The 23890-nt window shown below is 69.0% G+C and carries 21 protein-coding genes; 10 read left to right on the top strand and 11 right to left on the bottom strand.

Annotated features, from left to right (window positions below):
* Positions 1-442 precede the first annotated feature (442 nt).
* Both MKL20_RS24620 and MKL20_RS24615 read left to right on the top strand, forming a co-directional pair.
* On the top strand, positions 443-2530 hold the full coding sequence (locus tag MKL20_RS24620; protein WP_244038871.1) for a tetratricopeptide repeat protein: 2088 nt from the start codon (positions 443-445) through the stop codon (positions 2528-2530).
* Positions 2531-3189: 659 nt separating this feature from the next.
* A complete protein-coding gene (locus MKL20_RS24615; protein ID WP_244038870.1) occupies positions 3190-4383 on the top strand; it encodes a flagellin in 1194 nt (397 codons plus the stop codon).
* A gap of 67 nt (positions 4384-4450) precedes the next feature.
* On the opposite strand, the gene MKL20_RS24610 is transcribed toward MKL20_RS24615, so the two are convergent.
* Both MKL20_RS24610 and MKL20_RS24605 read right to left on the bottom strand, forming a co-directional pair.
* Positions 4451-6769 (bottom strand): Tex family protein, encoded by a 2319-nt coding sequence (locus MKL20_RS24610; protein ID WP_244038869.1) that lies wholly within the window; start codon positions 6767-6769, stop codon positions 4451-4453.
* A gap of 78 nt (positions 6770-6847) precedes the next feature.
* Entirely contained in the window at positions 6848-7087 is a 240-nt protein-coding gene (locus MKL20_RS24605) for a hypothetical protein (RefSeq protein ID WP_244038868.1), read from the bottom strand.
* Positions 7088-7473: 386 nt separating this feature from the next.
* On the opposite strand from MKL20_RS24605, the gene MKL20_RS24600 reads away from it, so the two are divergent.
* Entirely contained in the window at positions 7474-7674 is a 201-nt protein-coding gene (locus MKL20_RS24600; protein WP_244038867.1) for a hypothetical protein, read from the top strand.
* A gap of 10 nt (positions 7675-7684) precedes the next feature.
* Here the strand turns inward: MKL20_RS24600 and MKL20_RS24595 are convergent, their stop codons facing one another.
* From MKL20_RS24595 to MKL20_RS24570, 6 genes are all read right to left on the bottom strand, one after another.
* A complete protein-coding gene (locus MKL20_RS24595; protein ID WP_243961462.1) occupies positions 7685-7843 on the bottom strand; it encodes a hypothetical protein in 159 nt (52 codons plus the stop codon).
* A 152-nt stretch (positions 7844-7995) separates the two neighbouring features.
* Complete coding sequence (locus tag MKL20_RS24590) at positions 7996-8394, bottom strand: cupin domain-containing protein (RefSeq protein WP_244038866.1); 399 nt, start codon at positions 8392-8394, stop codon at positions 7996-7998.
* 33 nt (positions 8395-8427) lie between these two features.
* Entirely contained in the window at positions 8428-9183 is a 756-nt protein-coding gene (locus MKL20_RS24585) for an SDR family NAD(P)-dependent oxidoreductase (RefSeq protein WP_244038865.1), read from the bottom strand.
* A 134-nt stretch (positions 9184-9317) separates the two neighbouring features.
* Positions 9318-10226, bottom strand: a complete 909-nt coding sequence (locus MKL20_RS24580; protein ID WP_244038864.1) for a LysR substrate-binding domain-containing protein — start codon at positions 10224-10226, stop codon at positions 9318-9320.
* Positions 10227-10394: 168 nt separating this feature from the next.
* A complete protein-coding gene (gene mdoH, locus MKL20_RS24575) occupies positions 10395-12560 on the bottom strand; it encodes a glucans biosynthesis glucosyltransferase MdoH (RefSeq protein WP_409568194.1) in 2166 nt (721 codons plus the stop codon).
* A 38-nt stretch (positions 12561-12598) separates the two neighbouring features.
* The gene (locus MKL20_RS24570) at positions 12599-14179 is read right to left on the bottom strand and encodes a glucan biosynthesis protein D (protein WP_244038863.1); all 1581 of its coding nucleotides are present in this window, start codon (positions 14177-14179) and stop codon (positions 12599-12601) included.
* 158 nt (positions 14180-14337) lie between these two features.
* On the opposite strand from MKL20_RS24570, the gene MKL20_RS24565 reads away from it, so the two are divergent.
* The 3 genes from MKL20_RS24565 (at position 14338) to MKL20_RS24555 (ending at position 15861) form a co-directional block, all read left to right on the top strand.
* Positions 14338-14934, top strand: coding sequence for an HPF/RaiA family ribosome-associated protein (locus MKL20_RS24565; RefSeq protein WP_244038862.1), 597 nt, complete (start codon positions 14338-14340; stop codon positions 14932-14934).
* Positions 14935-15067: 133 nt separating this feature from the next.
* Positions 15068-15535, top strand: a complete 468-nt coding sequence (gene ptsN, locus MKL20_RS24560) for a PTS IIA-like nitrogen regulatory protein PtsN (RefSeq protein ID WP_243961481.1) — start codon at positions 15068-15070, stop codon at positions 15533-15535.
* Positions 15535-15861: a hypothetical protein gene (locus MKL20_RS24555; protein WP_244038861.1), complete on the top strand. Its 327-nt coding sequence runs from the start codon at positions 15535-15537 to the stop codon at positions 15859-15861. Before ptsN ends, MKL20_RS24555 begins: the two co-directional genes overlap by 1 nt.
* A 238-nt stretch (positions 15862-16099) precedes the next feature.
* Here the strand turns inward: MKL20_RS24555 and MKL20_RS24550 are convergent, their stop codons facing one another.
* The 3 genes from MKL20_RS24550 to ftsE form a co-directional block, all read right to left on the bottom strand.
* Positions 16100-16882, bottom strand: coding sequence for a YdcF family protein (locus MKL20_RS24550; RefSeq protein WP_243961486.1), 783 nt, complete (start codon positions 16880-16882; stop codon positions 16100-16102).
* Between the two features lie 152 nt (positions 16883-17034).
* Positions 17035-18003: a cell division protein FtsX gene (locus MKL20_RS24545; RefSeq protein WP_243961490.1), complete on the bottom strand. Its 969-nt coding sequence runs from the start codon at positions 18001-18003 to the stop codon at positions 17035-17037.
* Positions 18000-18692, bottom strand: a complete 693-nt coding sequence (gene ftsE, locus MKL20_RS24540; protein WP_243961492.1) for a cell division ATP-binding protein FtsE — start codon at positions 18690-18692, stop codon at positions 18000-18002. Before ftsE ends, MKL20_RS24545 begins: the two co-directional genes overlap by 4 nt.
* Before the next feature lie 197 nt (positions 18693-18889).
* On the opposite strand from ftsE, the gene MKL20_RS24535 reads away from it, so the two are divergent.
* From MKL20_RS24535 to MKL20_RS24520, 4 genes are all read left to right on the top strand, one after another.
* Positions 18890-19639 carry a zinc-ribbon domain-containing protein gene (locus tag MKL20_RS24535; protein ID WP_244038860.1) on the top strand — a complete coding sequence of 250 codons (750 nt, stop codon included), beginning with the start codon at positions 18890-18892 and terminating at the stop codon, positions 19637-19639.
* A 509-nt stretch (positions 19640-20148) separates the two neighbouring features.
* Positions 20149-21015, top strand: a complete 867-nt coding sequence (locus MKL20_RS24530; protein WP_244038859.1) for a helix-turn-helix domain-containing protein — start codon at positions 20149-20151, stop codon at positions 21013-21015.
* A gap of 673 nt (positions 21016-21688) precedes the next feature.
* Positions 21689-22645 (top strand): helix-turn-helix domain-containing protein, encoded by a 957-nt coding sequence (locus MKL20_RS24525; protein ID WP_244038858.1) that lies wholly within the window; start codon positions 21689-21691, stop codon positions 22643-22645.
* A gap of 261 nt (positions 22646-22906) precedes the next feature.
* Positions 22907-23863: a helix-turn-helix domain-containing protein gene (locus tag MKL20_RS24520; protein WP_244038857.1), complete on the top strand. Its 957-nt coding sequence runs from the start codon at positions 22907-22909 to the stop codon at positions 23861-23863.
* Positions 23864-23890 lie beyond the last annotated feature (27 nt).

The following is a 23890-nucleotide window of genomic DNA, read 5'->3' as shown; positions in this document are numbered from 1 at the left end:
AGACCCATCCGCTGCCGAACCGGCCTCTCCGGCGTAGCAGCTGGCACATGGTTGCGTAGCGCGTGCCGGTAGCCATGATGCAGCAACTTCGAGCGCCGAACGTCGCGATCGACCCCGCGAGGCCGTCGTGCACGAACCCTCTCTGCTTCCTCGGGCCCCGTAGTCCCTGGATGCGTCGGCCGCCAATGTGCGAACCACTATTCTAGCCGACCGGATTGGTGGGACCGAACATCTAGCGAGCCCGGCGCAGCAACTCATCTTTGCACGCCCCGGGCCCGAGCTCCGGCACCAGGACGAGCCGTCGATACGCCCGATAACGCAAATCCCGGCCGGATTTACGCGTCCTTAACCCTGCATTCGCAATCTCCGCGCGACGGGAGGGCGTGGAATGCTCGATCAATATGGCGGGCGGGCAACCGGTGCGCCCCGGGACGCTGCCTCCATGCGCAGCCTGGCCAAGGCTCGAGACCACCGCGCCTCCGGGCGATTCGACCGGGCCGAATCCAGCCTGCGCCGCGTGCTCGGTGCCGAGCCTGACCATCCCGAAGCGCATTACGAGCTCGGCCAGATCGCGGCGCGAACCGCCCCGGAGAAGGCCGTCACCCATTTCGTCACGGCGCTGCGGGGTGCGCCCGAGCGTCCGGGCTATTGGCTGGCGCTCGCCACCGCCCTGCTCGCCGTCGACCGGCAGCCCGACGCGCGGGCGATCCTGGAGCGCTACAAGGCGCAGAGCTTCGGCCCCGAGGCGCAAGCGCTGAACGCGACCTTCATTGCGAGCACCTTCGCGGCCGCTCAGCTCCGCTACGACCGGGGCGAGCACCGCCCGGCGGAGGCGCTGCTCGATCTCGTGCTGCTCCTCGACGACACCCACGCCCATGCGACCTACCTCGCCGGCGCCATCGCGGCCCGCACCAACCGGCCCGAACTCGCCTATGACCTGATCAGCATCGCGCTCTACCGCGAGCCCAAGAACCCGCTGTTCTTCAGCGGCCTCAGCTCGGTCCTCACCAACCGCGGCGACCACGACGGCGCCATCTCCGCCCTGGAGAAGGCCCTCGAACTCGATCCCGACTTGGCGATGGCGCATGCCAACCTCGCAGGCGTCTACCAGCGCCGGTTCCGGTACGGCGAGGCCCTGCGGCACGCCGAGCGCGCGATCGTCCTGGAGCCCGGCAATGCCGGCGCCCACAGCAACCGCGGCAGCGCCCTGCTGGCCCTCGGCCGTCTGGGCGAGGCCGTGGAGGCCTTCGACCGCGCCCTGAGCCTCGATCCGTCCAAGCTGTTCGTCGCCTCCAACCGCCTGTTCGCCAAGCTCTACGCCGCAGACATCCCGCACGCGGAATACGCCGCCGACGCGCTGGCCTATGGCCGCCGCTACGCGGACCCGCTGCTTCGCCGCCGCCCCTTCGCCAACGATCGCGACCCGGATCGCCGCCTGCGCGTCGGCTTCGTCTCGGGCGATTTCTGCAACCACGCCCTCGTCCGCTTCTTCGAGCCGTATCTGCGCGCCATCGACCGGGACGGCATCACGGCGCTGGCCTACATGACGCATGCGAGCGAGGACGCGGTCTCGGAGCGGCTCAAGCCGCTGTTCGACGGCTGGCTCAACCTCGCCGGCCTCGACGACGACGAGGCGGCCGACCGGATCGAGGCCGACGCCATCGACATCCTGGTCGACCTGTCCGGGCACAGTGCCGGCAATCGCCTGCTGGTGTTCGCCCGCAAGCCCGCGCCCGTGCAGGTGACCTGGATCGGGCATCCCGGAACCACCGGCCTGACGGCGATGGATTATCGCCTCACGGACCCGATCACTGATCCGCCCGGCCTCGCCGAGCCCCTGCATGCCGAGCGGCTCTGGCGCCTGCCGCGGGTGACCGCCACCTATGCCGGTGTCGACGATCTGCCGCCGGTGCGCGCGCGCGCGCCGTTCGAGGATGCCGGCCACATCACCTTCGGCTGCTTCAATCGCCTGACCAAGGTCTGCGACGACGCGCTGACGACCTGGGCCGCGATCCTGTCGGCGGTCCCGGATGCGCGGCTGTTCATGGTGGTGGGCGACATCGGCACGCCGGAGGTCCGTGAAGCCGTCGAGACGCGTCTCACCGCGGCGGGCCTGCCCCTCGATCGGGTGATCTTCCAGCCGCGGGTCAACAGCGGCTACCACGAGCTCTACCACCGGGTGGATATCGCCCTGGATCCGTACCCGTATAACGGCGGCACGACGAGCTACGACACCCTGTCGATGGGCGTGCCGTTCGTGACCCTGCGCGGCGGCCACGCGGCGGCGCGCACCGGCGTCTCGGTGCTCACCGCGATGGGCCTGCCGGAGCTGATCGCCGACAGCCAGGCGGATTACGTGGCGATCGCCCGGGATCTGGCCTGCGACCGTGCGCGCTTGCGGACGGTTCGGGAGGGGCTGCGCGAGCGCCTGCATGCCAGCCCGCTGATGGACCACACCGCCCTGGCCGCCGATGTCGATGCGGCGTTCCGGGGGATGTGGCGGGCCTGGCTGTCCGAGGGGCAGGCCTGAGACGCGGCCCCGACGGTAGCACAAGGTAGCGAATTCGGTCTGGGATCGGCGGAGCGTCCGCGCTCGCGCGAAGGGGTTGCGACGTCGCTGGAGATGCGCCCGATCGCGCCAGGCGCAGGGGCGAGAAATCCTTAGTCTGACGCGCTGAACGGCTCTCACCGTCCGGCGCCGCCCGCTCCGAGCCCGGTGCTGGTCGCTGGATCCTGCGCACGCTGTTCAGCGGATCCCGAGGGCGTCAGAACCCGTGACGCGGCAGTCGGCTGCCCGCAACGATCCTGTTCGTCCCGCGATTGAGGGCCGCCCGTGATCGGCCTTTGGGCAGCAGGGTCTGGGCCCGGATGGCGAAGCTCGGGCCGGCCGCAGGCGCTATCAAATGAATCGACTTAACATTTGACGGCCGAATATCAGTCGACCGCTAAGTCGTCTTACTAAGCAATCCGGACTTGATCGCGTTGCCGCCAGAAATAAAACGATCGCCATCTTGATATAGAGTGAGAGCAAGAGATCGAACGATTGCTGTTCGTCTCCGGAAAAGACTCATTAACGATGTCGCGCAGATACATTTTTTGGAAGATCGAATTAAGGTCTCAGCAAGTCGCCGGGCGATACACCGCGGGAGCCGCCAATAAGACGGCTTCGCGATCAAAAGGATCGACCCGATGTCTTCCAGCGTCACCCTCACCGCCGCCACCCGCCAGAACCTGCTCTCCCTGCAGGACACGGCGTCGCTGACCGCGACCACTCAGAACCGGCTCTCCACCGGCCTGAAGGTCTCCTCGGCCCTCGACAACCCGGTGAGCTTCTTCACCTCGCAGTCCCTCAGCCAGCGCTCGGGCGATCTCGGCAACCTGCTCGACGGTATCTCCAACGGGATCCAGTCGATCCAGGCCGCCAACCAGGGCATCACCTCGATCCAGAAGCTGGTCGATCAGGCCAAGTCGGTCGCCAACCAGGCGCTGTCCACCCAGATCACCACCACCGGCACCGCCTCGACCGCCTACTCGGCGCCGGCCGCCAACACCACGCTCAACCTCTACGTCAACGGCTCGGCGACCACCGTCGCGCTGGCCTCGACCGACACCCTCGACCAGGCCCTGACCAAGCTCAACACCGCGGTCGGCGCCGGCAGCTTCTCCAAGAGCACCGACGGCACCAAGATCGTGATGAACGCGTCTTCGGACGTGGAATTCAAGAGCTCGGCCGACCAGACCGCGCTGGGCTTCTCGGGTGGCACCGCCTCCTCCGGCCCGACCTACGGCACGACCGCTGCGGCCGGCCAGAGCTCGGACCTGAGCGTGTCGGGCGTCTCGGCCCGGGCGACGCTCGCCTCGCAGTACAACAGCCTGCTGACCCAGATCGATCAGCTCGCCGGCGATTCGAGCTTCAACGGCACGAACCTGATCAACGGCAAGGGCGACAACAACAACCTGACGATCAACTTCAACCCGAAGGGCAACTCGAACCTCACGGTCAGCGCGACCGACGAGACCTCGAGCGGCCTGGGCCTGACCTCGATCACCACGACCTCGGCCAAGACCTCGACGGTCGGGCAGGGCAGCTTCCTGCTCAACGGCGACATCAACACCACCCTGGGCAAGTTGACGACCGCCTCCAGCCAGCTGCGCACCGACGCTTCGACCTTCGGTTCGAACCTGTCGGTGGTGCAGAACCGCCAGGACTTCAGCAAGAACCTGATCAACGTGCTCGACACGGGCGCGTCGAACCTGACGGCGGCGGACCTGAACCAGGAGGCTGCGAACTCGCAGGCCCTGTCGACCCGTCAGTCGCTGGGCATCTCGGCCCTGTCGCTGGCGAACCAGGCCCAGCAGGGCATCCTGCAGCTGCTGCGCTGAGCATCAGCCGCATCGAAGTCGGAACGGCCGGGGCCACGCCCCGGCCGTTTCCGTTTGCGCGTCCGGTTCAGTTTCTTTTGGATGGGGAGGCCCCCGCCCGCCGGAGCGCGTCCGCCAGGGCCCCGCCGCCGGTTGCCGGCGTCGGGTTGGATTGCATCCGGCGCGGGTCGGGCGACGGTTCGCTGGTGCGCCGCGCCTGTGATCCCGGCTCGATCGGATCGTCGAGCCGCATCGACAGGGCGATGCGCTTGCGCGGGACATCGACGCTCAGCACCAGGACCCGGATGACCTCGCCGGTCCGGACCACCTCGGCGGGCGAGGCGATGCGCCGGCGCGCCATCGCGGAGATGTGGACCAAGCCGTCCTGGTGGACGCCGATATCCACGAAGGCGCCGAACGCAGCGACGTTGGTGACCACGCCTTCGAGCTGCATGCCGGGCCGGAGATCGCCGATGGTCTCCACACCCTCCTGAAAACTCGCCGTCTTGAAGGCCGGGCGCGGATCGCGGCCGGGCTTTTCCAGCTCACTGATGATGTCGCGCACGGTCGGGGGGCCGAAGCGGTCGTCGGCGAAGGCTTCGGGCGAGAGCTGGCTCAGGGTCGCGGTGTTGCCGAGCAGCACGCGGATGTCGCTCTTGGTCGCCTGCAGGATCCGGCGCACCACGGGATAGGATTCGGGATGGACCCCGGAGGCGTCGAGCGGATCGCCGCCACCCTGGATGCGCAGGAAGCCGGCGGCCAGCTCGAAGGTTTTCGGCCCGAGACCCTGCACCTTCTTGAGGGCCGTCCGCGTCCGGAACGGACCGTTGGCGTCGCGGTGCGCCACGATCCGGTCGGCCATCGACGTGCCGAGACCCGAGACCTGAGCCAGCAGGGCAGGGGAGGCGGTGTTCACGTCGACGCCCACCGCGTTCACCGCATCCTCGACCACCGCCGAGAGCTGGCGCGACAGCTTCGTCTCGCTGACATCGTGCTGGTACTGCCCGACCCCGATCGATTTCGGATCGATCTTCACCAGTTCGGCGAGCGGATCCTGGAGCCGGCGGGCGATCGAGGCGGCGCCGCGATGGGACACGTCGAGATCGGGCAGTTCCCGCGAGGCGATCTCCGAGGCCGAGTAGACCGAGGCGCCGGCCTCCGAGACCGTGACCTTCGCCAGCGTCAGGTCGGGATTAGCTGCCACGATTTCGGCGGCCAGCCGCTCGGTCTCCCGAGACGCGGTGCCGTTGCCGATGGCGATCAGCTCGACGCGGTGCTGGCGGCACAGCCGACCGAGGCTCGCCACCGCCTCCTTCCAGCGCCGCTGCGGCTCGTGCGGGTAGGTGGTCTCGACCGCCACGATCCGGCCGGTCGCATCCGCCACCGCGACCTTCACGCCGTTCCGGTAGCCGGGATCGAGCCCCAGCGTCGCCCGCCCGCCAGCGGGGGCGGCGAGCAGCAGATCCTTGAGGTTGCCGGCAAAAACCTTCACGGCCTCGTCCTCGGCGCGCTCGAACAGGCGGGTGCGCAGGTCCTGCTTGATCCCGGTCCGGATCTTGGTCCGCCAGGCGGTGCGCACGACCTCCATCAGCCAGGCATCCCCCGGCCGACCCCGGGCCGCGATACGATGCCGGCTGCAGATCGCGGTCTCGAACGGGCCGGGCTTCCCGGGCTCCGAATCCTCGCCTTCGGCGGTGAGATCGACATCGAGCACGCCTTCGCGTTCCCCGCGAAAGATCGCCAGGATCCGATGCGACGGCATCCGCTCCAGCCGCTCGCTCCACGCGAAGTAATCTGAAAACTTCGCGCCCTCGGCGGCTTTGCCCTTGCGCATTTTCGATGCGAGCTGACCGCTCCGCCAGAAATCCGCGCGCAGGCGGCCGACCAAGTCGGCATCCTCGGCGACATGCTCGATCAGGATCGCCTTGGCGCCCTCCAGGGCGGCCTCTGTGTCGGCGATGCCTTTCTCAGCGGAAACGAACGCCGCCGCCGTCCGCTCGGGCGCGATCTCGGGCTTCGCCAGCAGCGCCTGGGCCAGGGGTTCGAGGCCGGCCTCCCGGGCGGTCTGGGCCTTCGAGCGGCGCTTGGGCCGGTAGGGCAGGTAGAGATCCTCCAGCCGCGCCTTGGTGTCGGCGGCGGCGAGGGCGGCGGCGAGCGCCGGCGTCAGTTTTCCCTGGGCGCGGATGCTCTCCACGATGGTGGCGCGGCGCTCGTTGAGGTCGCGCAGGTAGCCGAGCCGCTCGTCGAGCTTGCGCAACTGCGCGTCGTCGAGACCGCCGGTGTTCTCCTTGCGGTAGCGGGCGATGAACGGGACGGTGGCGCCGCCATCGAGCAACGCCACGGCGGCGGCGACCTGCGCCTCCCCGACCCCGAGTTCTTCGGCGATCAGCGCGTTCACGGATGTCATGCGGGCTCCGGCAGGCGAAGGGCGGGGCCCTGCCATAGCCCCCGCGCCGTCGGATGCAAGGCGCCCGGGAGAAGCCGGTCAGGCGTCGCCAATCCGCGCATCGGAGGCGGCTTTGACGGTTTGGGCGAAATCCAGAACGCGACGTCGCTGCGAAGAATCCGTGATCGACAGCATGAGCTGGAGCAATTCTTCGGCGTCCGCGAGGTATTTGGGGGCCGTTTCGCCGAAGAATGTTTCAGGCGCGCAGCCCAGCGTTTTGGCGAGGTTCTGGAGTGTTCGGCGCGACCGGTCGACCGAGGATCCGCTGCCGTCCGCCATTGATTCGATCCGCTTCGTCGCCCCAGCAAGCGATGCCGCACAGACATCCGCTGACGAGGGCAACAGGTGACGGGAGTGGACTCCGATCGAACCGAGCACCTACGCGCGCAGGAATCGGGGTGACGATCGGATAGCGGGGCGCGGAGGCTGCAAAGCGATGCAAGACGCCCGCGTTGAGCGCGGGTGGATCGAACCCATTCCGGCTACCCCGGTCAAGGGATCCGGTGCGACATTCACGCGTGCGTACAGATTCAGACACTCAAGCGGCTGAGCGCAATGAGAGCATCTCAGCCTCCAGATCCCCCGCCGGCATCGGTGGCCGTCATCACCTCGTCACCCGCGCGTGCTGAGTTTTTGGCGGCACGTTGTGAATCGGCGAGCAGCCCGTGCGCTTCGAGATTCGCGCCAGCAACCGGTCGCACTGGTCCTGGGTCCTCGTGAACGAGACCGAGGAGACGGTGGTCGAGTCCCGGCGCGATTTTCCGTCCCAGGCGCAGGCGACGGCGGCGGCGATGGCGTTCGCGCAACTCGTCGCCAGGGCCGGGCGCAGTCTCGCGGGGGTGCCGCGCGCCGGCGGATTTTTGTGAGGCTCCCGGCTCAGGTCCGGTGACGCAGCAGACCCATCACACTCCAGCAGGCGATGAAGCAGCCGACCCCCATGGCGCCGAGGCAGCTGATGGTGCGCACCGGTTCGCCGCGGGCCAGCACGATGGCGATGGCGAGGGGCAGCAGCAGGAACGCGAGCAACAGGGTCATGGAGAGCTCCGTTTGGATCGGCCGACCCTAGGAGCCGTTGGTTAATCACTCCTGACGACGGCCGCCGGCCGGTCCGCCTCGGGCCGGTGACCTCTCGATCCGCGCTGTCCTCCATCCGGGTCCTGCGGCGATCACGAGGGCCAGCCGCCGGCTCACCCGACGCGATACTGGTCGTCGCTCACCGGTTCCAGCCACGTCACCGCTGTGCCGTCCAGGCGCTCCTGGATCGCGATATGGCTCATCGCCGTCGCCGCGGTGGCGCCGTGCCAGTGCCTCTCGCCAGGCTCGAACCAGACCACGTCGCCGGCTGCGATGTCTTGGATCGGGCCGCCCTCCCGCTGCACCCAGCCGCGGCCGAAGGTGACGATCAGCGTCTGGCCGAGCGGGTGCGTGTGCCAGTTGGTGCGTGCCCCCGGCTCGAAGGTCACATGCGCCCCCGCGACCCGGGCGGGATCCGGCGCGGAGAAGAGCGGGTCGATCCGGACGGTGCCGCTGAACCAGTCGGACGGGCCGGCCCCCGAGGGCTGCGATCCGCTGCGCTTGATCTCCATGGGATGTCTCCTTCGATCACCGTCAGGACCTGTTCAGAGCGACCAACCGCCATCGACCGAGATCGACGCGCCGGTGACGAAGGCGCCGAGGTCGGAACTCATCAACAGCACGGCCTCGGCAATTTCCTCGGGTTTGCCGAGCCGGCCGACCGGCTCCAGGTCGATCGCCTTCTGGATGTCGCCGCCGGTGAAACGGTCCATCATCGGCGTCTCGATATTGCCGGGCAGGATCGCGTTCACCCGGATGTTGGCCTTAGCGTAATCGAGCGCGGCCGATTTGGTGAGTCCGATGATGGCGTGTTTCGACGCCGCGTAGCTCGCGCCGCCGGTGACGCCCCGGATGCCCGCCCCCGACGCGGTGTTGACCACCACGCCGCCGCCCTGGCGCAGCATCTGGGTGATCTCGTGCTTCATGCACAGGAACGTCCCGCGCAGGTTGATGTCGAGGATGCGGTCCCAGTCCTCGAGGGTGATGTCCGCCACGGGGGCAGCGATATTCTCGACCCCGGCATTGTTGAACGCGATGTCGATCCGGCTGAAGGTCTCGACGGTGCGCGCCACCGCGGCCTCGACCTGCTCCGGCAGCGCGACGTCGCCGGCGAGAACCAGAACGTCGGCGCCCGCTTCCCGGATCGCGTCCGCGGTCTGCTGGAGGGCGGCTTCGGTCCGGTCGAGGATGGCGACGCGGGCGCCCTCCCGGGCGAAGGCGATGGCCGTCGCCCGTCCGATGCCGCTGGCGGCCCCGGTAATGAAGGCGGTTTTGCCGGGAAAGCGGTTGGCGTTGGACATGGCCTGACCTCATCGGTTCTGAGCGGATCGTCGCGTCGGGACCGATGTAGCGGCGGCGGCAGGGGCCCGTGAGGACCCAGCGCCTCATTGCAGCGATGAGCAGTGCTCATCGTGCGCGGGCCGGTGGCTGCCCGCTACAGGCCGAGGGGACGCAACTCGCGGATGAGGGCGATCAGCAGGCGCAGGCCGGTCGGGAGCTGGCGCCGGCCCGGATAGTAGATGTGGAATCCTGCGCCCGCGGGGGACCAATCGTCCAGGACGGTCCGCAGGGCGCCGTTGCTGATCAGCGGCGCCACGCTGGGCTCCGGCAGGTAGGCGAGCCCCGCCCCGGCACGGGCGAGGGCGACCACAAGCTCGGTGCTGTCGAGGGTCAGGGCGCCCGGCACATCGATCGCCACGGTCGCGTCGGCTTTCTCGAATTCCCAATGATAGATCTGGTCGTTGCCGAGGCGGATCCGCAGGCAGCGGTGGCTGCGCAGGTCGCCCGGCACCTTGGGCACGCCGACCGCCTCCAGATAGGCGGGCGCGCCCACGACGCGCCAGCGGATGTCGGCGGACAGGCGCTGAGCGATCATGTCCTCCGGCACCGTGTCACCGTAGCGGATCCCGGCATCGGCCCCGGCCTCGACCACGTCGATCAGGTGGTTCGACACGCGAATGTCGATCTCGACGTCCGGATAGCGGGCGAGGAAGATCGGCAGAACCGGGGCGAGCAGGAGGACGCTCGCATGTTCCAGGACGTTGAGCCGGATCCGGCCCGCCGGCGCACCGCGATGGCGGTTCAGTGCCTCGACCGCCGAGCCGATGGAGGCGAACGGGGCATCCACCGCGGCGAACAGCTCCTCGCCGGCGGCGGTGAGCGTGACGCTCCGGTTCGTCCGGTTGAGCAGGCGGACCCCGAGCCGCGTCTCCAACCCCTTCAGGGCATGGCTCAGCGCCGAAGCGCTGACGCCCAGTTCGAGACCGGCGCGCCGGAAGCTGCGATGCTTCGCGATCGCCAGGAAAGAGCCGACATCGGCCAGATTGGCACGGTTGCGCTGCACCGGGCGGTTGTGGCTTCGCGCAGGGTTCAGCGCAACCGTGGTGAGTGGTGTTCAACGTGGATGGAGGGCTGCGCTGGCGCGGTCGCCGATCGGAACACCAGGAAATCTTGCCGAATCCCGATCGGCGCCCCTCCCACCCGATCCCCTCACCCCCTCGGCGGCGCCGCCCTAATCCAGCCGCACCAGCCGGTCGAGGAGGGCGCGGTCGTGCAGCAGCGCCATGCGCTCCTTGGGCGAGAGCCAGGCCCGGGCCTCGGCGACAGTCTCGGCTTCGCAGATCTTGGCGGTGGCCAGCGTCTGGTCCGGGTCGATGGCGCCGCGGGGGCGGGACAGGCCGGCGGGCAACATGGTCGCGTGAGCCTCGGCCAGGGCGGGGTCGGCGTGGAGGGCCGCCAGGGCATCGGCCTCGTCGAGGCCCTGGGCGGCGTTGCGGGCAGCCAGGGCGCCGGCCCGGGTGGCGATCTCCGGCGGCGACGCCTCCTCGGGGGTGGCGAGCAGAAGGCGGCGCTTGAGGGCGAGGCCGAGGCCGAGCTGGCCGCTCGCCCAGGAGATCGGGATCGCCAGCACGAGGCCCACGATCGTCGGGCTCATCCACAGGAACAGCGAGGTCGCGAGCGCGAAGGCTGCGATTCCGGCGACGAGGCCGAAGACCATGTGCCAGCGGTGCCGGGCGACGATGTCGCGCATCGGGATCGAACCGTCGTCCCGGCGCTGCGGGTTCCAGCCGGTGTCGCGGCCGAGCAGGATGCCCATCACCGAGCCGGACTGGATCACCATCGCCACCGGGGCGACCAGGGCCGAGAGCAGGATCTCGACCAGGCTCGACAGGACCAGCCGGCCGGCGCCGCCGCAGGCCCGGCGCACCGGCCCGTCGAGGAGGGCCAGGATCAGGCCGAGGAATTTCGGCGCCAGCAGCACCGCCATGGTCAGGCCGAACAGCTGGAGCGCGCGGACCGGATCGAACCTCGGGAAGACCGGCGAGAACCCGGCGCCGCCGAAATAGTCCGGTCGCTCGGTGGCGGTCTGCAGGACGAGCAGGATACCCACCACGAGCTGGCACAGCCAGAGCGGGGAGGCGAGGTAGCCGGCGATGCCGGTGGCGAAGTGCTGGCGGGTCGCCGGGTGCAGGCCGGCGGCGCCGATCACCCTTGCATGCTGGAGGTTGCCCTGCGCCCAGCGCCGGTCGCGCACCGCCACGTCGATCAGCGAGGGTGGGCTCTCCTCGTAGGAGCCCGGCAGGCGGTGCAGCATGTAGACCGCCCAGCCGGCCCGGCGGATCAGCGCCGCCTCGACGAAATCATGGGACAGGATGTGGCCGCCGAAGGGCGGCTTTCCGGGCAGGTCGGGCAGGCCGCAGGCTTGCGCGAAGGCGCGGGTGCGGATGATGGCGTTGTGGCCCCAGTAATTGCCGTCGCGGCCCGACCAGGCCGACAGCCCGGCGGCGATCACCGGCCCGTAGATTCGGGCGGCGAATTGCTGGAGGCGGGCGAACAGGGTGTTGCGGTTGATGATCAGCGGCAGGGTCTGGATGATGCCGGCATCCGGGTCGGCCTCCATGGCGGCGGCGAGCGCGACGATCGCCGCGCCGCTCATCAGGCTGTCGGCGTCGAGCACCAGCATGTGGTCGTAATGGCCGCCCCAGCGGGTGACGAAGTCGCCGATATTGCCGGCCTTGCGGTGATGGTTCTTGGGCCGGTGGCGGTAATACAGCCGGGCGCCGGGGCCGAGGCGGCGGCGCAGTTCGAGGAAGGCGCGCTCCTCGGCGATCCAGGCATCGGCTTGCGTCGAATCCGAGAGCACGAACCAGTCGAAATGGTCGCCGAGCCCGGTGGCCTCCACGGCTTCGCGCATGGCCTCGACGCCGGCGAAGGTCCGGGCGGTGGCCTCGTTGTAGACCGGCATCAGCACGGCGGTCCGGGTGTGGAGCGCGGCCGGGACCGGGTTCGGGCGCGGCCGGCGCAGCAGCATCGCGAAGCCGAGCAGGCCGCTGGTGAAGGCCAGCGCGATCCACGAGAAGGTCAGGCAGAACAGCACCACCAGGACGAGCTGGAGGGCGGTCGGGCTGCCGGAGACGGACACAGTCTCGACCATCTGCCAGCCGCCGTAGCCGGTGAGCGCCAGGGCGCCGCCGAACACGAACAGCCGGGCCGCCCACGGACTTTTCGGCTTGCGCACCGGCCGGTGGGCCGCTGTGCGATCCCAGCGCGCGAGATCCTGCACCGGCATCGCCAGGGGCGCTTCCGGCGGCATCGCAGCGGTATTCTCGGACCGCGCGGGGCCGGCATCCGGTCGGGATGCGGGCGGCGGCAGGGTGATGGTCTCGTCCAGGTGCACGGTCGGGTGTGATCCTCGGAGTGATGGGCGAAAGGAAATCACGGCGTCCAGCGGTACAGCCAGGTCTCGCTGGCTCTTTCCTGGCCGCGCCGGAGCCCCAGACGCAATTCGCTCGCCCGCTCGCTGCCGGGATCGAGCTCGAACAACACCCGCAGGGTCCGGCGCTCTGGATAGTGGAAGCGGTCTTGCCGGGTGATCGTCCCGGTCGAGGCAGTGAGCGCGATCTCGATCTCGTCCGGCCGGGTCAGCCCGTCGCCCTCGAAATCGACCGCGAACAGGCGGCGGTTGCCGGAGCTGCCGCGGCCGGCGCGGCTGTCCTTCACCCGGGCGAGCTCCGGCGGCAGCGGATCGGGCCAGCCCTTGGACCAGTGCTGGCGGCAGAGGAAGCGCATCTCGCCGCCCTTGGCGAGCTTCGCCTTCGGGCGCCAATAGGCGAAGACGTTCTCGTTCAGCTCGGAATCGCTGGGGATCTCCAAGAGCGTCACCGCGCCCTCGCTCCAATCGTCCTGCGGCTCGATCCACAGGGACGGGCGCTGCTCCCAGTGCCGCCGGTCGTCCTCGAAATCGGCGTAGGCGCGGGCGCGCTGCATCAGGCCGAACCCCTTCGGCCCCCGGTCGAGGAAGGCCGAGACCTGCAAGGCCTCGGGATTGTGCACCGGGCGCCAGATCGGCTCGCCGTAGCCGTTGCGGATCGCCAGCCCCTCCACCGAGAAGGCGGCGGCGCGCAGATCGTCGACCTTCTGCCGGTCGAGGGGACCGAACAGGTAGCTGCCCTGCATGCCGCCGAGCCCGATATGGTCGAGCTCGGCCCGGGCGAACACGGTCCCGTCGATCCCGGCCACGGAGGCCTCCTTGCCCGGCGTCAGCGTCAGCCGGAACGCGGCGGCGGCGGATTCCGACTCGACCAGCGCGTGGACGGTGATCGGCTGCCCGGGCGCGGGTGCCTCGATGAACAGGGCCCGGAACAGCGGGAATTCCTCGCCGCGGGAATCGGCCGGTCGCAGGGCGAGCGCCCGGGCGTTGATGCCGAAATCCTGGCCCTCGGCCACCAGGCGGAAGAACGAGGCGCCCTGGAACAGCGCGAAGTTCGACAGGTCGCCGCCGTCGCCGAACCGGGCGCGCAGGCGGAAACCCGAGAAGGCGGTGTCGGCGGTCAGGTCCGGCAGGGCGATGTTGGCGGCGATCAGGCTGTCCTTGTCGTAGGGGATGGGCTGGACCAGCCCGTTCTCCACCACGAACAGCGAGACCGGCGTGTCGAAGATCGAGCCGCGCAGCAGCGGCTCGAACGCGTAGCCGAAATCGCGGTCGGTCCAGATGGCGCGGCCGGGCACCGGGTGGATCGCCTCGTAGGCATCCCGGGACAGGCCCTTCAGCACCGCCGGCACGTCGTCGGTCCTGGGCGCGACGTAGGGGGCTGCGGCCCGGGCGCGGGCGACGTCGATCAGGGTGTTGGCCTCGAACGGCGCGCCGGCACCGGGCAGGGTGGTCGCAGGGTTGGCGCCCTGATCCGCCGCGGTCGCTCCCGGAATCGCCGGCAGAAAACTCGCGGCGGTGCCCACGGCCCCGGCCAATACGGCGCGGCGGGTGGGAGCGGCGGCGAATCCGTCGGCGGTGGTCATGCAGGCCTGCGTCTCAAGTGGCGGAACGGTGCCTGTATACCGGGAGGCCGGCTGAACCCAGGGTTAAGCGCCGGTTCGGACGGAACGGGCGCGCCTCCGTTGACTTAGCGCAAGCCGGCTCTCTAATTCCGGGGACTGAATCGCACGGGGGAGGCAGCATGGGATCGTTGCGGGTCACAGGCCACGGCGTGGATCTCGGAGAGAGTCTGCGCGGCCGTATCGACGAGCGGATGTCCGCGACGCTCGACAAATACCTCGACTCGCACATGAACGATTCCTGCACCGGCCACGTCACGCTCAGGCGCGACGGAACCGCGTACCGGACGGGTTGCGTGCTCCATCTGGCGTCGGGTCTGACCATCGAGGCTGTGGGCGTGTCCCACGATGCCCGGTCGAGCTTCGAGCAGACCGCCGACAAGCTCGAGACGCGCCTGCGTCGCTACAAGCATCGGTTGAAGCAGCATGCCAGCGGCCCGAGCGAATCCGCGGCGATCGAGGCCGCCTACGCGGTGTTCGCCGCACCCGAGGAGGCGGACGACGACGAGCCGGAGGACGGTGACGCCCACCCGCCGATCGTCGCCGAGAGCACCAAGACCCTGCAACGCCGCACCATCGGCGAGGCGGTCACCGCCCTCGACATGACGGGATCCCCAGTGGTTGTGTTCGTCCACGCTGGCACCGGGCGCGTCAACGTCGTATACCGGCGTAGCGACGGTGCGATCGGCTGGGTGGACCCGCCGGGCGCCGTCGACTGACGCGTGTGGACCGTGGGAACGGAGCCGGAACCGGCCCGTTCTTCGGCCCATTGATAGTCGGGGGCGTGGTGCGAGACGCCTCTGCGACGAGGCCCGTTCCGACGCGGACGGGTGACGGGGCAACGGTCGATCGATGCCAATTCTGGAATTCCTCGACCCCGAATCGGTCGTGTCGTCCCTGCGTGCGCGCGCCAAGAAGCAGGTGCTTCAGGAGCTCGCGGCACAGGCGGTGCGTCGGTTGCCGGCGCTCGAGGAGCGGCCCGTCTTCGACACGCTGCTCCAGCGCGAGCGCCTCGGCTCGACCGGGATCGGCGAGGGCGTCGCGATCCCGCACGGCAAGCTGCCCGGTCTCGACCGGCTGTTCGGCCTGTTCGCGCGGTTCGACCGGCCGGTGGATTTCGAGGCCCTGGACGGGCAGCCCGTGGACGTCGCCTTCCTGTTGCTCGCTCCCGAGGGGGCAGGGGCCGATCACCTCAAGGCCCTGGCCCAGGTCGCCCGGGTCCTGCGCGAGCCCGGCATGCTCAACCACATCCGCGCCGCCCGCGATTCCAGCGCCCTCTACGCGCTCCTGACCCGCTCGACGGCGCCGCAGGCCGCCTGATGCCGCTGCGCCGTCTTGCTGCGACCCTGGTGATCCTCATGGGCTTTTCCCAGGTCGCCCAGGCACAGGGTGAAGCCACCTGCGGCCGCGACGTCCTGGTGGCGCAGTCGATGCAGCGCCAGGCCCTGGAGCAACTGGAACAGGCGGACGACGACGACGTCCAGAATTGCCGTGTCTGGCGCCGCCACGTCGACACGATGCGCCGGGTCGCGAGCGTCTACGGCCGCTGTCTCTCGGGCTCGGAGCGCGCCCAGCGGCTCGCCCAGGTGCAGGGCTCCGACCGGGAGTTTTCCGCGACGATCAAGGCGCGCTGCGGCGGGCGGTGACAAACCGTTCGACCGCGTTCCGATCGTTGAACGACGCTTCGGATCGACCGTTCTCCTATCCAACCCCCTCATCCTGAGGCGGCGGAGCGCAGCGTAGCCCTCGAAGGAGCCCTCCAGTACCCTCTCGATCCCTGGAGGGCTCCTTCGAGGCTTCCAAGTCGTGGAAGCACCTCAGGATGAGGGGGTTGGAAGGGAAAGCCGGGGATCCAGAAACTCGGCCCTCCAGGGCCCAAAAACCTCAATCGATCCCGCGCATCATCAGCGGCTCGGCGACCATCTTCACCGGCTTGCCGCGGCCGATCAGGATTGCCGCCCGGGAACGCTCCGGATCGTCCTCGAAGCGCGTGCGCACCCAGCTCGCCAGGAATTTCACGTATTCCGAGGCCAGGAGCTTGGCCGTGGGCGGGCTCTGCCACCAGTGATCGGCATCGAGGCCCTCGGTGACGACCGGATGCGGCAGAACGCGGTCGCTGTCCTGCAGGGCATGGTCCAGCTCGATCAGCGTCCGCGGCATGTGGTAGTTCGAGGTCACCACGGCGACGGTGCTGAAGCGGTGCGCCCGCATCCAGCGACGGGTCTCGATGGCATTGCCGATGGTGTTGCGCGCCCGGTAATCGAGATCGACGCAGCAGGCGATCAGGGCGCGCTGGGACGGGTTGAGCCGGGCGATCTCGTCGCGGCTGGTGCGCTCGTTGACGCCGGTGATGAGCAGGCGCCGCCCGTAGCCGCCGGCCAGGAGGTCGATCGCGTCACCGATCCGCTGCGCGCCGCCGGTGAGCGCGACGATGCCGTCGGCCCGGTCGGCCGGGCTGCGCTCGTGCCGGGCGAGGGCGCCGACGAAGACGAGGAAGCCCGCGAACAGCGCGAGGGCGCCGAGGCCGGCGCCGAGGCTGCAGACCCACAGGGCGCGCCGGCCCCGGGGAAGCGGGTGTGCCGGCGCAGCGAGGCGGCGCGGCGGAAACCGCTCGTTCCAGGCCCAGCCGATCGCGTCGGTCGGGCAGGGGGCCGGTGCGCGTTGCATCCGCGTGGTCATCCTCCGGAGGATCGGCGCCGAATGCGGCGGCCCGGAGGCAGCCGTATCGGCCTCACCCACACCGCCGCGATAACCTTTCCCGATCGTTAACGTTTGGCCCGGACGCCCTGTTTCCCCTGAATGCCCCTATCGTTACGGGTTCAGGACAGGAACCGCCGCACGGTGATCCGCGAGACCACACCGGTAACCAGCGACGCGATCACGCCGATCAGGATGATGCTGGCATAGCCGCGCAGCCCGACCTGGACGGCGCCGAACAGGGCCTCGACCTCCTGGCCGGCCGGTCCCGAGCGGGCCGCCCGGGCGAGCAGGCCGGCGATGGCGAAAGCGAGGATCGCCAGCCCGGCCCCGATCGCACCGCCGCGCAGGCCGAGCCCGAAGAATCGGCGCTGGAACGCCCGGGCGATGTAGTCGTCGTCAGCGCCGACGAAATGGAGCACCTCCACCACCTCGCGGTTGCCCGCCATGGCGCCGCGCGTGGCGAAGGTCACCGCCAACCCGGTGGCGACCAGAACCAGCACCACCATGCCGATGCCGATGCCCACGAAGGCGTTGGCTGCGGTGGACAGCCGCTGGAGCCAGAGCGCGTGGTCGTCGAGGCTCGCCACGCCGGGGAGCGCCTCGGTGAGGCGGGTGCGCAGGCGCTTCAGATCCGCGCTCCGGTTGTCGGCGAGCTTGAGGGCGATCAGGCGTGGCACCGGCAGGTCCGACAGATCGAGGCCGCTGCCCAGCCACGGCTCCAGCAGCCGCTCGGCCTCCGCCTTGGAGAAGACCCGCGCCTCGGCGATCCCGGGCTCGGACTTGGCGATCGTCTCGGCCCGGGCCACGTCGGCATCGACGTCCCGGCCGGGGCCGGGCCGGACCTGGATCGTTACCTCCTGGGCGACATCGCCCTGCCATTGCCCGGCATTGGTGGCGACGATCTCGGCGGCGCCCGCGCACAGCCCCGCCAGGAAGGTCAGGATCGCGATGACCGCCGCGAGCGAGCGTCCGGCCGCGGTGTCGGTGGGGACCAGGGCGGCGTTGCGGCGCAAATTCGTCGGCAGGCTCGGATCCGCGGGGCCGGACGGTGACTCGGCCTGGGCCCGGGTGGTGGCCGGTGCGCTCATTCCTCGATCCGCAGCCGGCCTTCGCCCAGCACCATGCGGCGGGCGTCGACGGCGTCCATGATGCCGAAATCGTGGGTCGCGATGATCACCGAGGTCCCGAGCTTGTTGAGTTCCAGGAACAGCCGCAGCAGCCGGCGGCCGAGGCTGGGATCGACGTTGCCGGTGGGCTCGTCGGCGAGCAGCAGGTCCGGCCGGGCGATCAGCGCCCGGGCGATGGCGGCGCGCTGCTTCTCCCCGCCCGACAGGAGCGGCGGCAGGGCATGCATGCGCTCGCCGAGGCCGACCCAGCGCAGCAGCTCGACCACCTCGGCCCGGTAGCTCGCCTCGGACCGACCCTGGACGCGCAGCGGCAGCGCCACGTTCTCGTAGGTGGTGAGATGGTCGAGCAGGCGGAAATCCTGGAACACCACGCCCATGCGCCGCCGCAGGCCGGTGAGCGCCTTCGCCGAGATGCCGCTGACCTCCTCACCGAAAATCGAGACGAGTCCGCGGGTCGGGCGCACCGACAGCAGGATCAGGCGCAGCAGCGTCGTCTTGCCGGCGCCGGACGGGCCCGTGAGGAACTGGAACGAGCGCGGTGCGATCCGGAAGCTCACATCCGACAGCACCTCCGGCCCGAGGCCGTAGCGCATGCCGACATTCTCGAACTGCACCACCGGCCGTTCCGCGCCGGGCAGCAGGCTCTTCATGCTCGCCTGTACGTTCAAAGCCGTGCCGGGTTTCGCCGATCCATGGTTCGGAAATCGCCGGATGGGCGGGCGTTTTCAAGGCCGGTGCCGTTTCACCGACGCTTAACCCTGTTCGGGCACGGTTTCGCAACTGATTTGCAGTCCGGCTGCGGCCTGTCCGATCGGAAACGGTCCCCGATGGAACGAATGGCGCGCGTATGCTGATCGTCTGCCCGAGCTGCGCCAGCGAGTACCGGCTCGAAGCCGGCAAGGTCGGCATGGACGGACGCTCGGTCCGCTGCGCCGCCTGCCGGGAGACCTGGTTCCTCACCCCGGCCGACGTGCTCGCCGGCCACGAGGCGGAGCTGGCGGAGAAGGGCGAGGCGGAGCCCGATCCGGTCGCGGACGCCGCCTGGCAGGAGGCTTCGGCCACGGTCCGGGCGGCCTCCGACACGTCCGAGCCGCCCCCAGCCCGCCGCCGGGCTCCGGTGCGCCCGACCCGCAGGGGCTGGCGCGGTATCCCGGGCCTGTCGCCCTCCCTGGCCGTCGGCCTGACGCTGCTGGCGGCTCTGCCGCTCCTGTGCCTCGCCCGAACCAGCGTGGTCCGGGTCGTTCCGCAGAGCGCCGCCCTGTTCGCCCGGGTCGGGCTGCCGGTGAATGTCCGCGGTATCGAGATCCACGACGTGGTGGCGTTCAGCACCCCCGCCGAGGATGGCCGGCCGGCCGAACTGGTGATCGAGGGCGATCTCGTCGGGATCGCCCGGACCGACGTGCCGGTCTCGGCCCTGAGCGTCGAGATCCGCGATGCCGGCGGCCGCGTGATCCGGACGTTCCCGGTGGCTGCGCCCCGGGCGGTGCTCGGCACCGCCGAGACGGCCCGGTTCCGCGGGAGCCTCACGAGCCCGCCGGCCTCCGGCCGCGCCGTGGTGCTGCGCTTCGCCGATGCCGAACCGTCGCGTGGGCCGTGACGGGGGCACCCGGCGCGCATCGATTCTGGTCCGTTGCCAACACACCGACCCGGCAATCCTGTGCGGCGGTGTCCGTCGTCGGTTCGGCCTTGCCCCCCGTCGGCGGATGCGCGCCAAGAAAAGTTCGCGATATTTATACTTATCAGTGCGGGATTTTGACGCACGTATAGTAAATGATGATGAGCTATTATTATTAGAGTGGTTTGATATTTCTGCTTAATCGATCCGTTTTATTTCCTTGGCGCCCCCGATTTGTGTGCGGAGCGGCCTAATAGCGAAATCTTCGCACGAGAAGGCATCTTTGCGGTTCACGGCCTGCCTATTGCTTATCTTTGTCGGATCTGAAATTCTACCGCTGCTGTTGCCTTAACGACAAATAGAATTCATTTAATTCTAAAATTACGGGATAAATCTTTTCCGTGAAGAGCAAGGATAAAATCCCATTTTTGGTCCAGACGACTGATTCCGTCGAACGAAAGCAGGCCTTCGACTATTGGCGGAATACGGTCATGGTCGGCACGGAGGTGGCGCCGATCGATCCGGTCCTGCCGTTCTCGGCGGCTCGAACGATCGTGCCCTCTGCGCACGGCGCAATCTCCCACACGGTCAGCGATCCCTACAGCCTGGAGCGCACCGCACAGCACGTGCGCCGTGATGGGCGTGAAGAGGTCGGCATCATGCTGATCCTACGCGGGAGCGGGTATATCGAGCAGGGCAACAACGGGGCGCTGCTGCAAGCCGGCGACATCACCTTCCATGCCTGGGACCGGCCGGGGGCCGGGGCCGGCCTGGACAACTTCGAGGAGTTGCGCCTCACGGTGCCCCGCGCCACTTTCCTCGAGCAGGTCGGCAACATGTACGATTTCGGCGGCCGCAAGCTGGCCGTGTCGCCGCTGAGCGGGATGTTTTCCGCCTATCTGCAGACGTTCGCCCGGTCCATCCAGCACATGTCGGTCGCGGAGACCGGCATCGCCGTCGAGGGGGCGCTTCACCTGCTGCGCGGCGTCAGCAACGGGCAGGAGGCGCGTGAGGATGGAGAACTCTCCGCGGAGGCGGTGCGCTCCCTGGCGCTCGCCCATATCCAGCGCCGTCTGCACGATCCCGAATTCGGTCCGAACTCCCTGGCCGCCTCCCTGCGGGTTTCCCGCAGCCGCCTCTACGCCGCTTTTTCCGGCGGCGAGGGGGTCGCGGCGACGATCCGCGACGCGCGGCTCGACCGTGCCCATGACCGGCTCGTGATGATGCGCAAGACCGGCGCCCGAATCGCGTCGATCATGGCGAGTTGCGGCTTCACCGATCCCGCTGCATTCAGCCGCGCGTTCCGCCAGCGCTTCGGCCTCTCGCCCCGGGACCTCGTCGCCCAGGGCGCGGGCTGATTGGATCGGATCCGACGCGGGAATGGCGCGGCGATCCGGCCCTTCGTGATCCATGGACCGTCGAGAGGCGCGATGTCGGCGGCTGGGCTACCGGGGTACTGCCCGGCACAGTCGGGACGCCGATTATCGATCAATCACGAAGATGGCTTCGAGTACGGGTTCGCAGGACGGTGCATCATCAGCAGATGGCTGGGTTGCTCGCGATACAGGCCCTATCAGCAGTCTCACCGAATACGAAACGAGATAATGAGGCAATGCGCTCAAACACATAGAAAATTTTCTGGATTGCTTAAACAAAAATCTGTATGTTGCCGAGAAACGTTATTTGAATCTTCGTGTTTTTGTGACGTGTACGTTAACGGATTTCGAAACACGATTCAGAGTTATGCCTTCATTCGCGCAACTTAAAATTCGGCCTGAAATATGATTTCGTGCCGTTTCTTGTCCGGCAATCCAATCTGCATGCAGTAAGAATTTGTTTCGTTGCGAGCAAATGGCAATCGATAGCGAATATAGGCGCTTGAACAGAAAGGCGTGCAAGCAGCATCGGCCGTCTTCAGCGGACCTGTGCTTCGCTATTGCCTGCGGATGTCCGATCTGAGACGCTCAGTGCGCGCTCGCTCAGGCGAGCGATCGCCTGGGCTCAAACCCGGGATCTTGAGGCAGATCCGCCGTGAACGCCAAGAAAACGGTCCCGGTCTTTTTTGGAACGACTGATTCCGTCGAGCCCAAGCAAGCGTTCGACTATTGGCGCAACGCCGTCGTCACCGGCACGGATCTGTCGCAGCTTGATTCGGCCAAGCCGTTCGCGGCCTCGCGCCTGGTCGCGTCGTCCAGCCACGGCGCGATCTTTCACACGGTCAGCAGCCCGTACAGTCTGGAACGTCGGCCGCTCCACCTGCGCCAGGATGGCCGCGACGACGTCGGCATCATGCTGATCCTCCACGGGAGCGGTTACCTGGAGCAGGTCAACAACGGGTCGCTGCTCGGCCCCGGCGACATCAGCTTTCAGACCTGGGGACGGCCCGGCGCTGCGGGGGCCTTGACCGACTTCGAGGAGATCCGCCTCACGGTGCCCCGGGCCACCTTCCTAGCTCAGGTCGGCAACGTAGACGATTTCGCCGCCCGGAAGTTCGCCGCCGGCCCGCTGAACCAGCTCTTCGCCGCCTATATGCGCACCTTCGCGGATTCGGTCGCCCAGATGTCGGACGCGGAGACCGGCATCGCCGTCGAAGGCGCGCTGCACCTGCTCCGCGGCGTCATCAGCGGCCGGAACGCGCAAGCGGATGGCGAGCTCTCGGCCAACGCCCTCCGCTCCCTGGCGCTGGCGCGGATCGAGCATCGTCTGCACGATCCCGAATTCGGGCCGGATTCCCTGGCGGCGGACCTTCGGGTCTCCCGCAGCCGCCTCTACGCCGCCTTCGCCGGCGGGGAGGGGATCGCGGCCACGATCCGCGAGGCGCGACTCAACCGCGCCCACGACCGCATCGTGATGATGCGGAAGGCGGGCGCCCGGATCGCGTCGATCATGGCGAGTTGCGGCTTCACCGACCCGGCCGCCTTCAGCCGCGCATTCCGCCAGCGCTTCGGCCTCCCGCCCCGGGACCTCATCGCGCAAGGCTGCGACTGACCGGATCCGTGGCGGCGATCGCGGGCTCCGGCAGATCGGTCAGCCGGCCGATGCAGTGTTGCGGCCCTCGCGTGCGATCGAGCACCGCGTTGGCCGGGGGCCGTCGCACAGGATTGCCGAGGGCGGCGCCAGGACAGCAAGCCTCATGCATAGGCCGCTTGGTCGATTGCGCAGAGCTGTGGGATCTGAGACGCCGTGATCGCTGAAGCCCGAGCCGGCAAGACGTCCGGGACGGTTCGAGCGTTGCGAGGCGAGCGCACCGTGCGTGGCAAGGATAAAGTCCCGGTCTTCATCGCTGAGACGGGGGCCGTCGAGCAGCCGAAGGCGTTCGCGTACTGGCGCGATACGGTGATGTCCGCCGCGGACATTACGCCGTTCGACTCGGTCGTGCCCTTCTCGGCCAGTCGCATGGTCGCGGCCTCCGCGCATGGCACGCTCCTGCGCACCGTCAGCGGCCCGATCGGTGTGGACCGCGACATGCGCCACATCCGCCGGGATGGGCGCGACGAGATGTCGATCATGCTGATCGTGGCGGGCGAGGGCTATGTCGAGCAGGGCGACCACGGCACGCTCCTGCGGGCCGGCGACGTGGCCTTCCACGCCATGGGCCAGCCCGGTGCCGCCGGCAGCCGGAAAGGCTACGAGGAGATCCGCCTCGTGGTGCCGCGCGCCACTTTCCTGGCGCAGGTCGGCAACACGCAGGACGTGGTCGGCCGCAAGCTCGGCGCCACGCCCGCCCGCGGGCTGCTGTCGGCTTATCTCGCCGCGTTCACGACATCGGTCTCCGGCATGTCGGAGGGGGAGGCGGGCATCGCCGTCGAAGGCGTGCTGCATCTGCTCCGCGGGGTGATCCACGGTCGGACCGAGCCAGCCGATGGCGAGCTCTCCGCTGAGGCGATGCGCTCCCTGGCGCTCGCCCATATCCAGCGGCGCCTGCACGAACCCGAATTCGGTCCGAACTCCCTAGCCGCTTCCCTGCGGGTCTCCCGCAGCCGCCTCTACGCGGCCTTTGCCGGGGGGCAGGGGATCGCGGCCACGATCCGCGACGCGCGGCTCGACCGCGCCCATGACCGGATCGTGATGATGCGAAACACCGGCGCCCGGATCGCGTCGATCATGACGAGTTGCGGCTTCACCGATCCGGCCGCCTTCAGCCGCGCGTTCCGCCAGCGCTTCGGCCTGTCGCCCCGGGACCTCGTCGCCCAGGGCGCCGGCTGACACCGGTACGGCTCCGCCGCTTGCCTA

It is taken from the genome of Methylobacterium sp. E-066, from assembly GCF_022829635.1.
In the GTDB taxonomy this organism is placed as follows: Bacteria; Pseudomonadota; Alphaproteobacteria; order Rhizobiales; family Beijerinckiaceae; genus Methylobacterium.
The sequence above is the reverse complement of the archived record's forward strand: the minus strand, read 5'-3'. Positions and strand labels throughout refer to the sequence as shown.

Coding starts and splice junctions, on each gene's coding strand:
- MKL20_RS24615 (WP_244038870.1), top strand. CDS start 3,190: ATGTCTTCCAGCGTCACCCTCACCGCCGCCACCCGCCAGAACCTGCTC.
- MKL20_RS24605 (WP_244038868.1), bottom strand. CDS start 7,087: ATGGCGGACGGCAGCGGATCCTCGGTCGACCGGTCGCGCCGAACACTC.
- MKL20_RS24595 (WP_243961462.1), bottom strand. CDS start 7,843: ATGACCCTGTTGCTCGCGTTCCTGCTGCTGCCCCTCGCCATCGCCATC.
- ptsN (WP_243961481.1), top strand. CDS start 15,068: ATGCCAATTCTGGAATTCCTCGACCCCGAATCGGTCGTGTCGTCCCTG.
- MKL20_RS24545 (WP_243961490.1), bottom strand. CDS start 18,003: ATGAGCGCACCGGCCACCACCCGGGCCCAGGCCGAGTCACCGTCCGGC.
- MKL20_RS24570 (WP_244038863.1), bottom strand. CDS start 14,179: ATGACCACCGCCGACGGATTCGCCGCCGCTCCCACCCGCCGCGCCGTA.
- MKL20_RS24565 (WP_244038862.1), top strand. CDS start 14,338: ATGGGATCGTTGCGGGTCACAGGCCACGGCGTGGATCTCGGAGAGAGT.
- MKL20_RS24555 (WP_244038861.1), top strand. CDS start 15,535: ATGCCGCTGCGCCGTCTTGCTGCGACCCTGGTGATCCTCATGGGCTTT.
- MKL20_RS24535 (WP_244038860.1), top strand. CDS start 18,890: ATGCTGATCGTCTGCCCGAGCTGCGCCAGCGAGTACCGGCTCGAAGCC.
- ftsE (WP_243961492.1), bottom strand. CDS start 18,692: ATGAAGAGCCTGCTGCCCGGCGCGGAACGGCCGGTGGTGCAGTTCGAG.
- MKL20_RS24620 (WP_244038871.1), top strand. CDS start 443: ATGCGCAGCCTGGCCAAGGCTCGAGACCACCGCGCCTCCGGGCGATTC.
- MKL20_RS24550 (WP_243961486.1), bottom strand. CDS start 16,882: ATGCAACGCGCACCGGCCCCCTGCCCGACCGACGCGATCGGCTGGGCC.
- MKL20_RS24585 (WP_244038865.1), bottom strand. CDS start 9,183: ATGTCCAACGCCAACCGCTTTCCCGGCAAAACCGCCTTCATTACCGGG.
- MKL20_RS24590 (WP_244038866.1), bottom strand. CDS start 8,394: ATGGAGATCAAGCGCAGCGGATCGCAGCCCTCGGGGGCCGGCCCGTCC.
- MKL20_RS24530 (WP_244038859.1), top strand. CDS start 20,149: ATGGTCGGCACGGAGGTGGCGCCGATCGATCCGGTCCTGCCGTTCTCG.
- MKL20_RS24610 (WP_244038869.1), bottom strand. CDS start 6,769: ATGACATCCGTGAACGCGCTGATCGCCGAAGAACTCGGGGTCGGGGAG.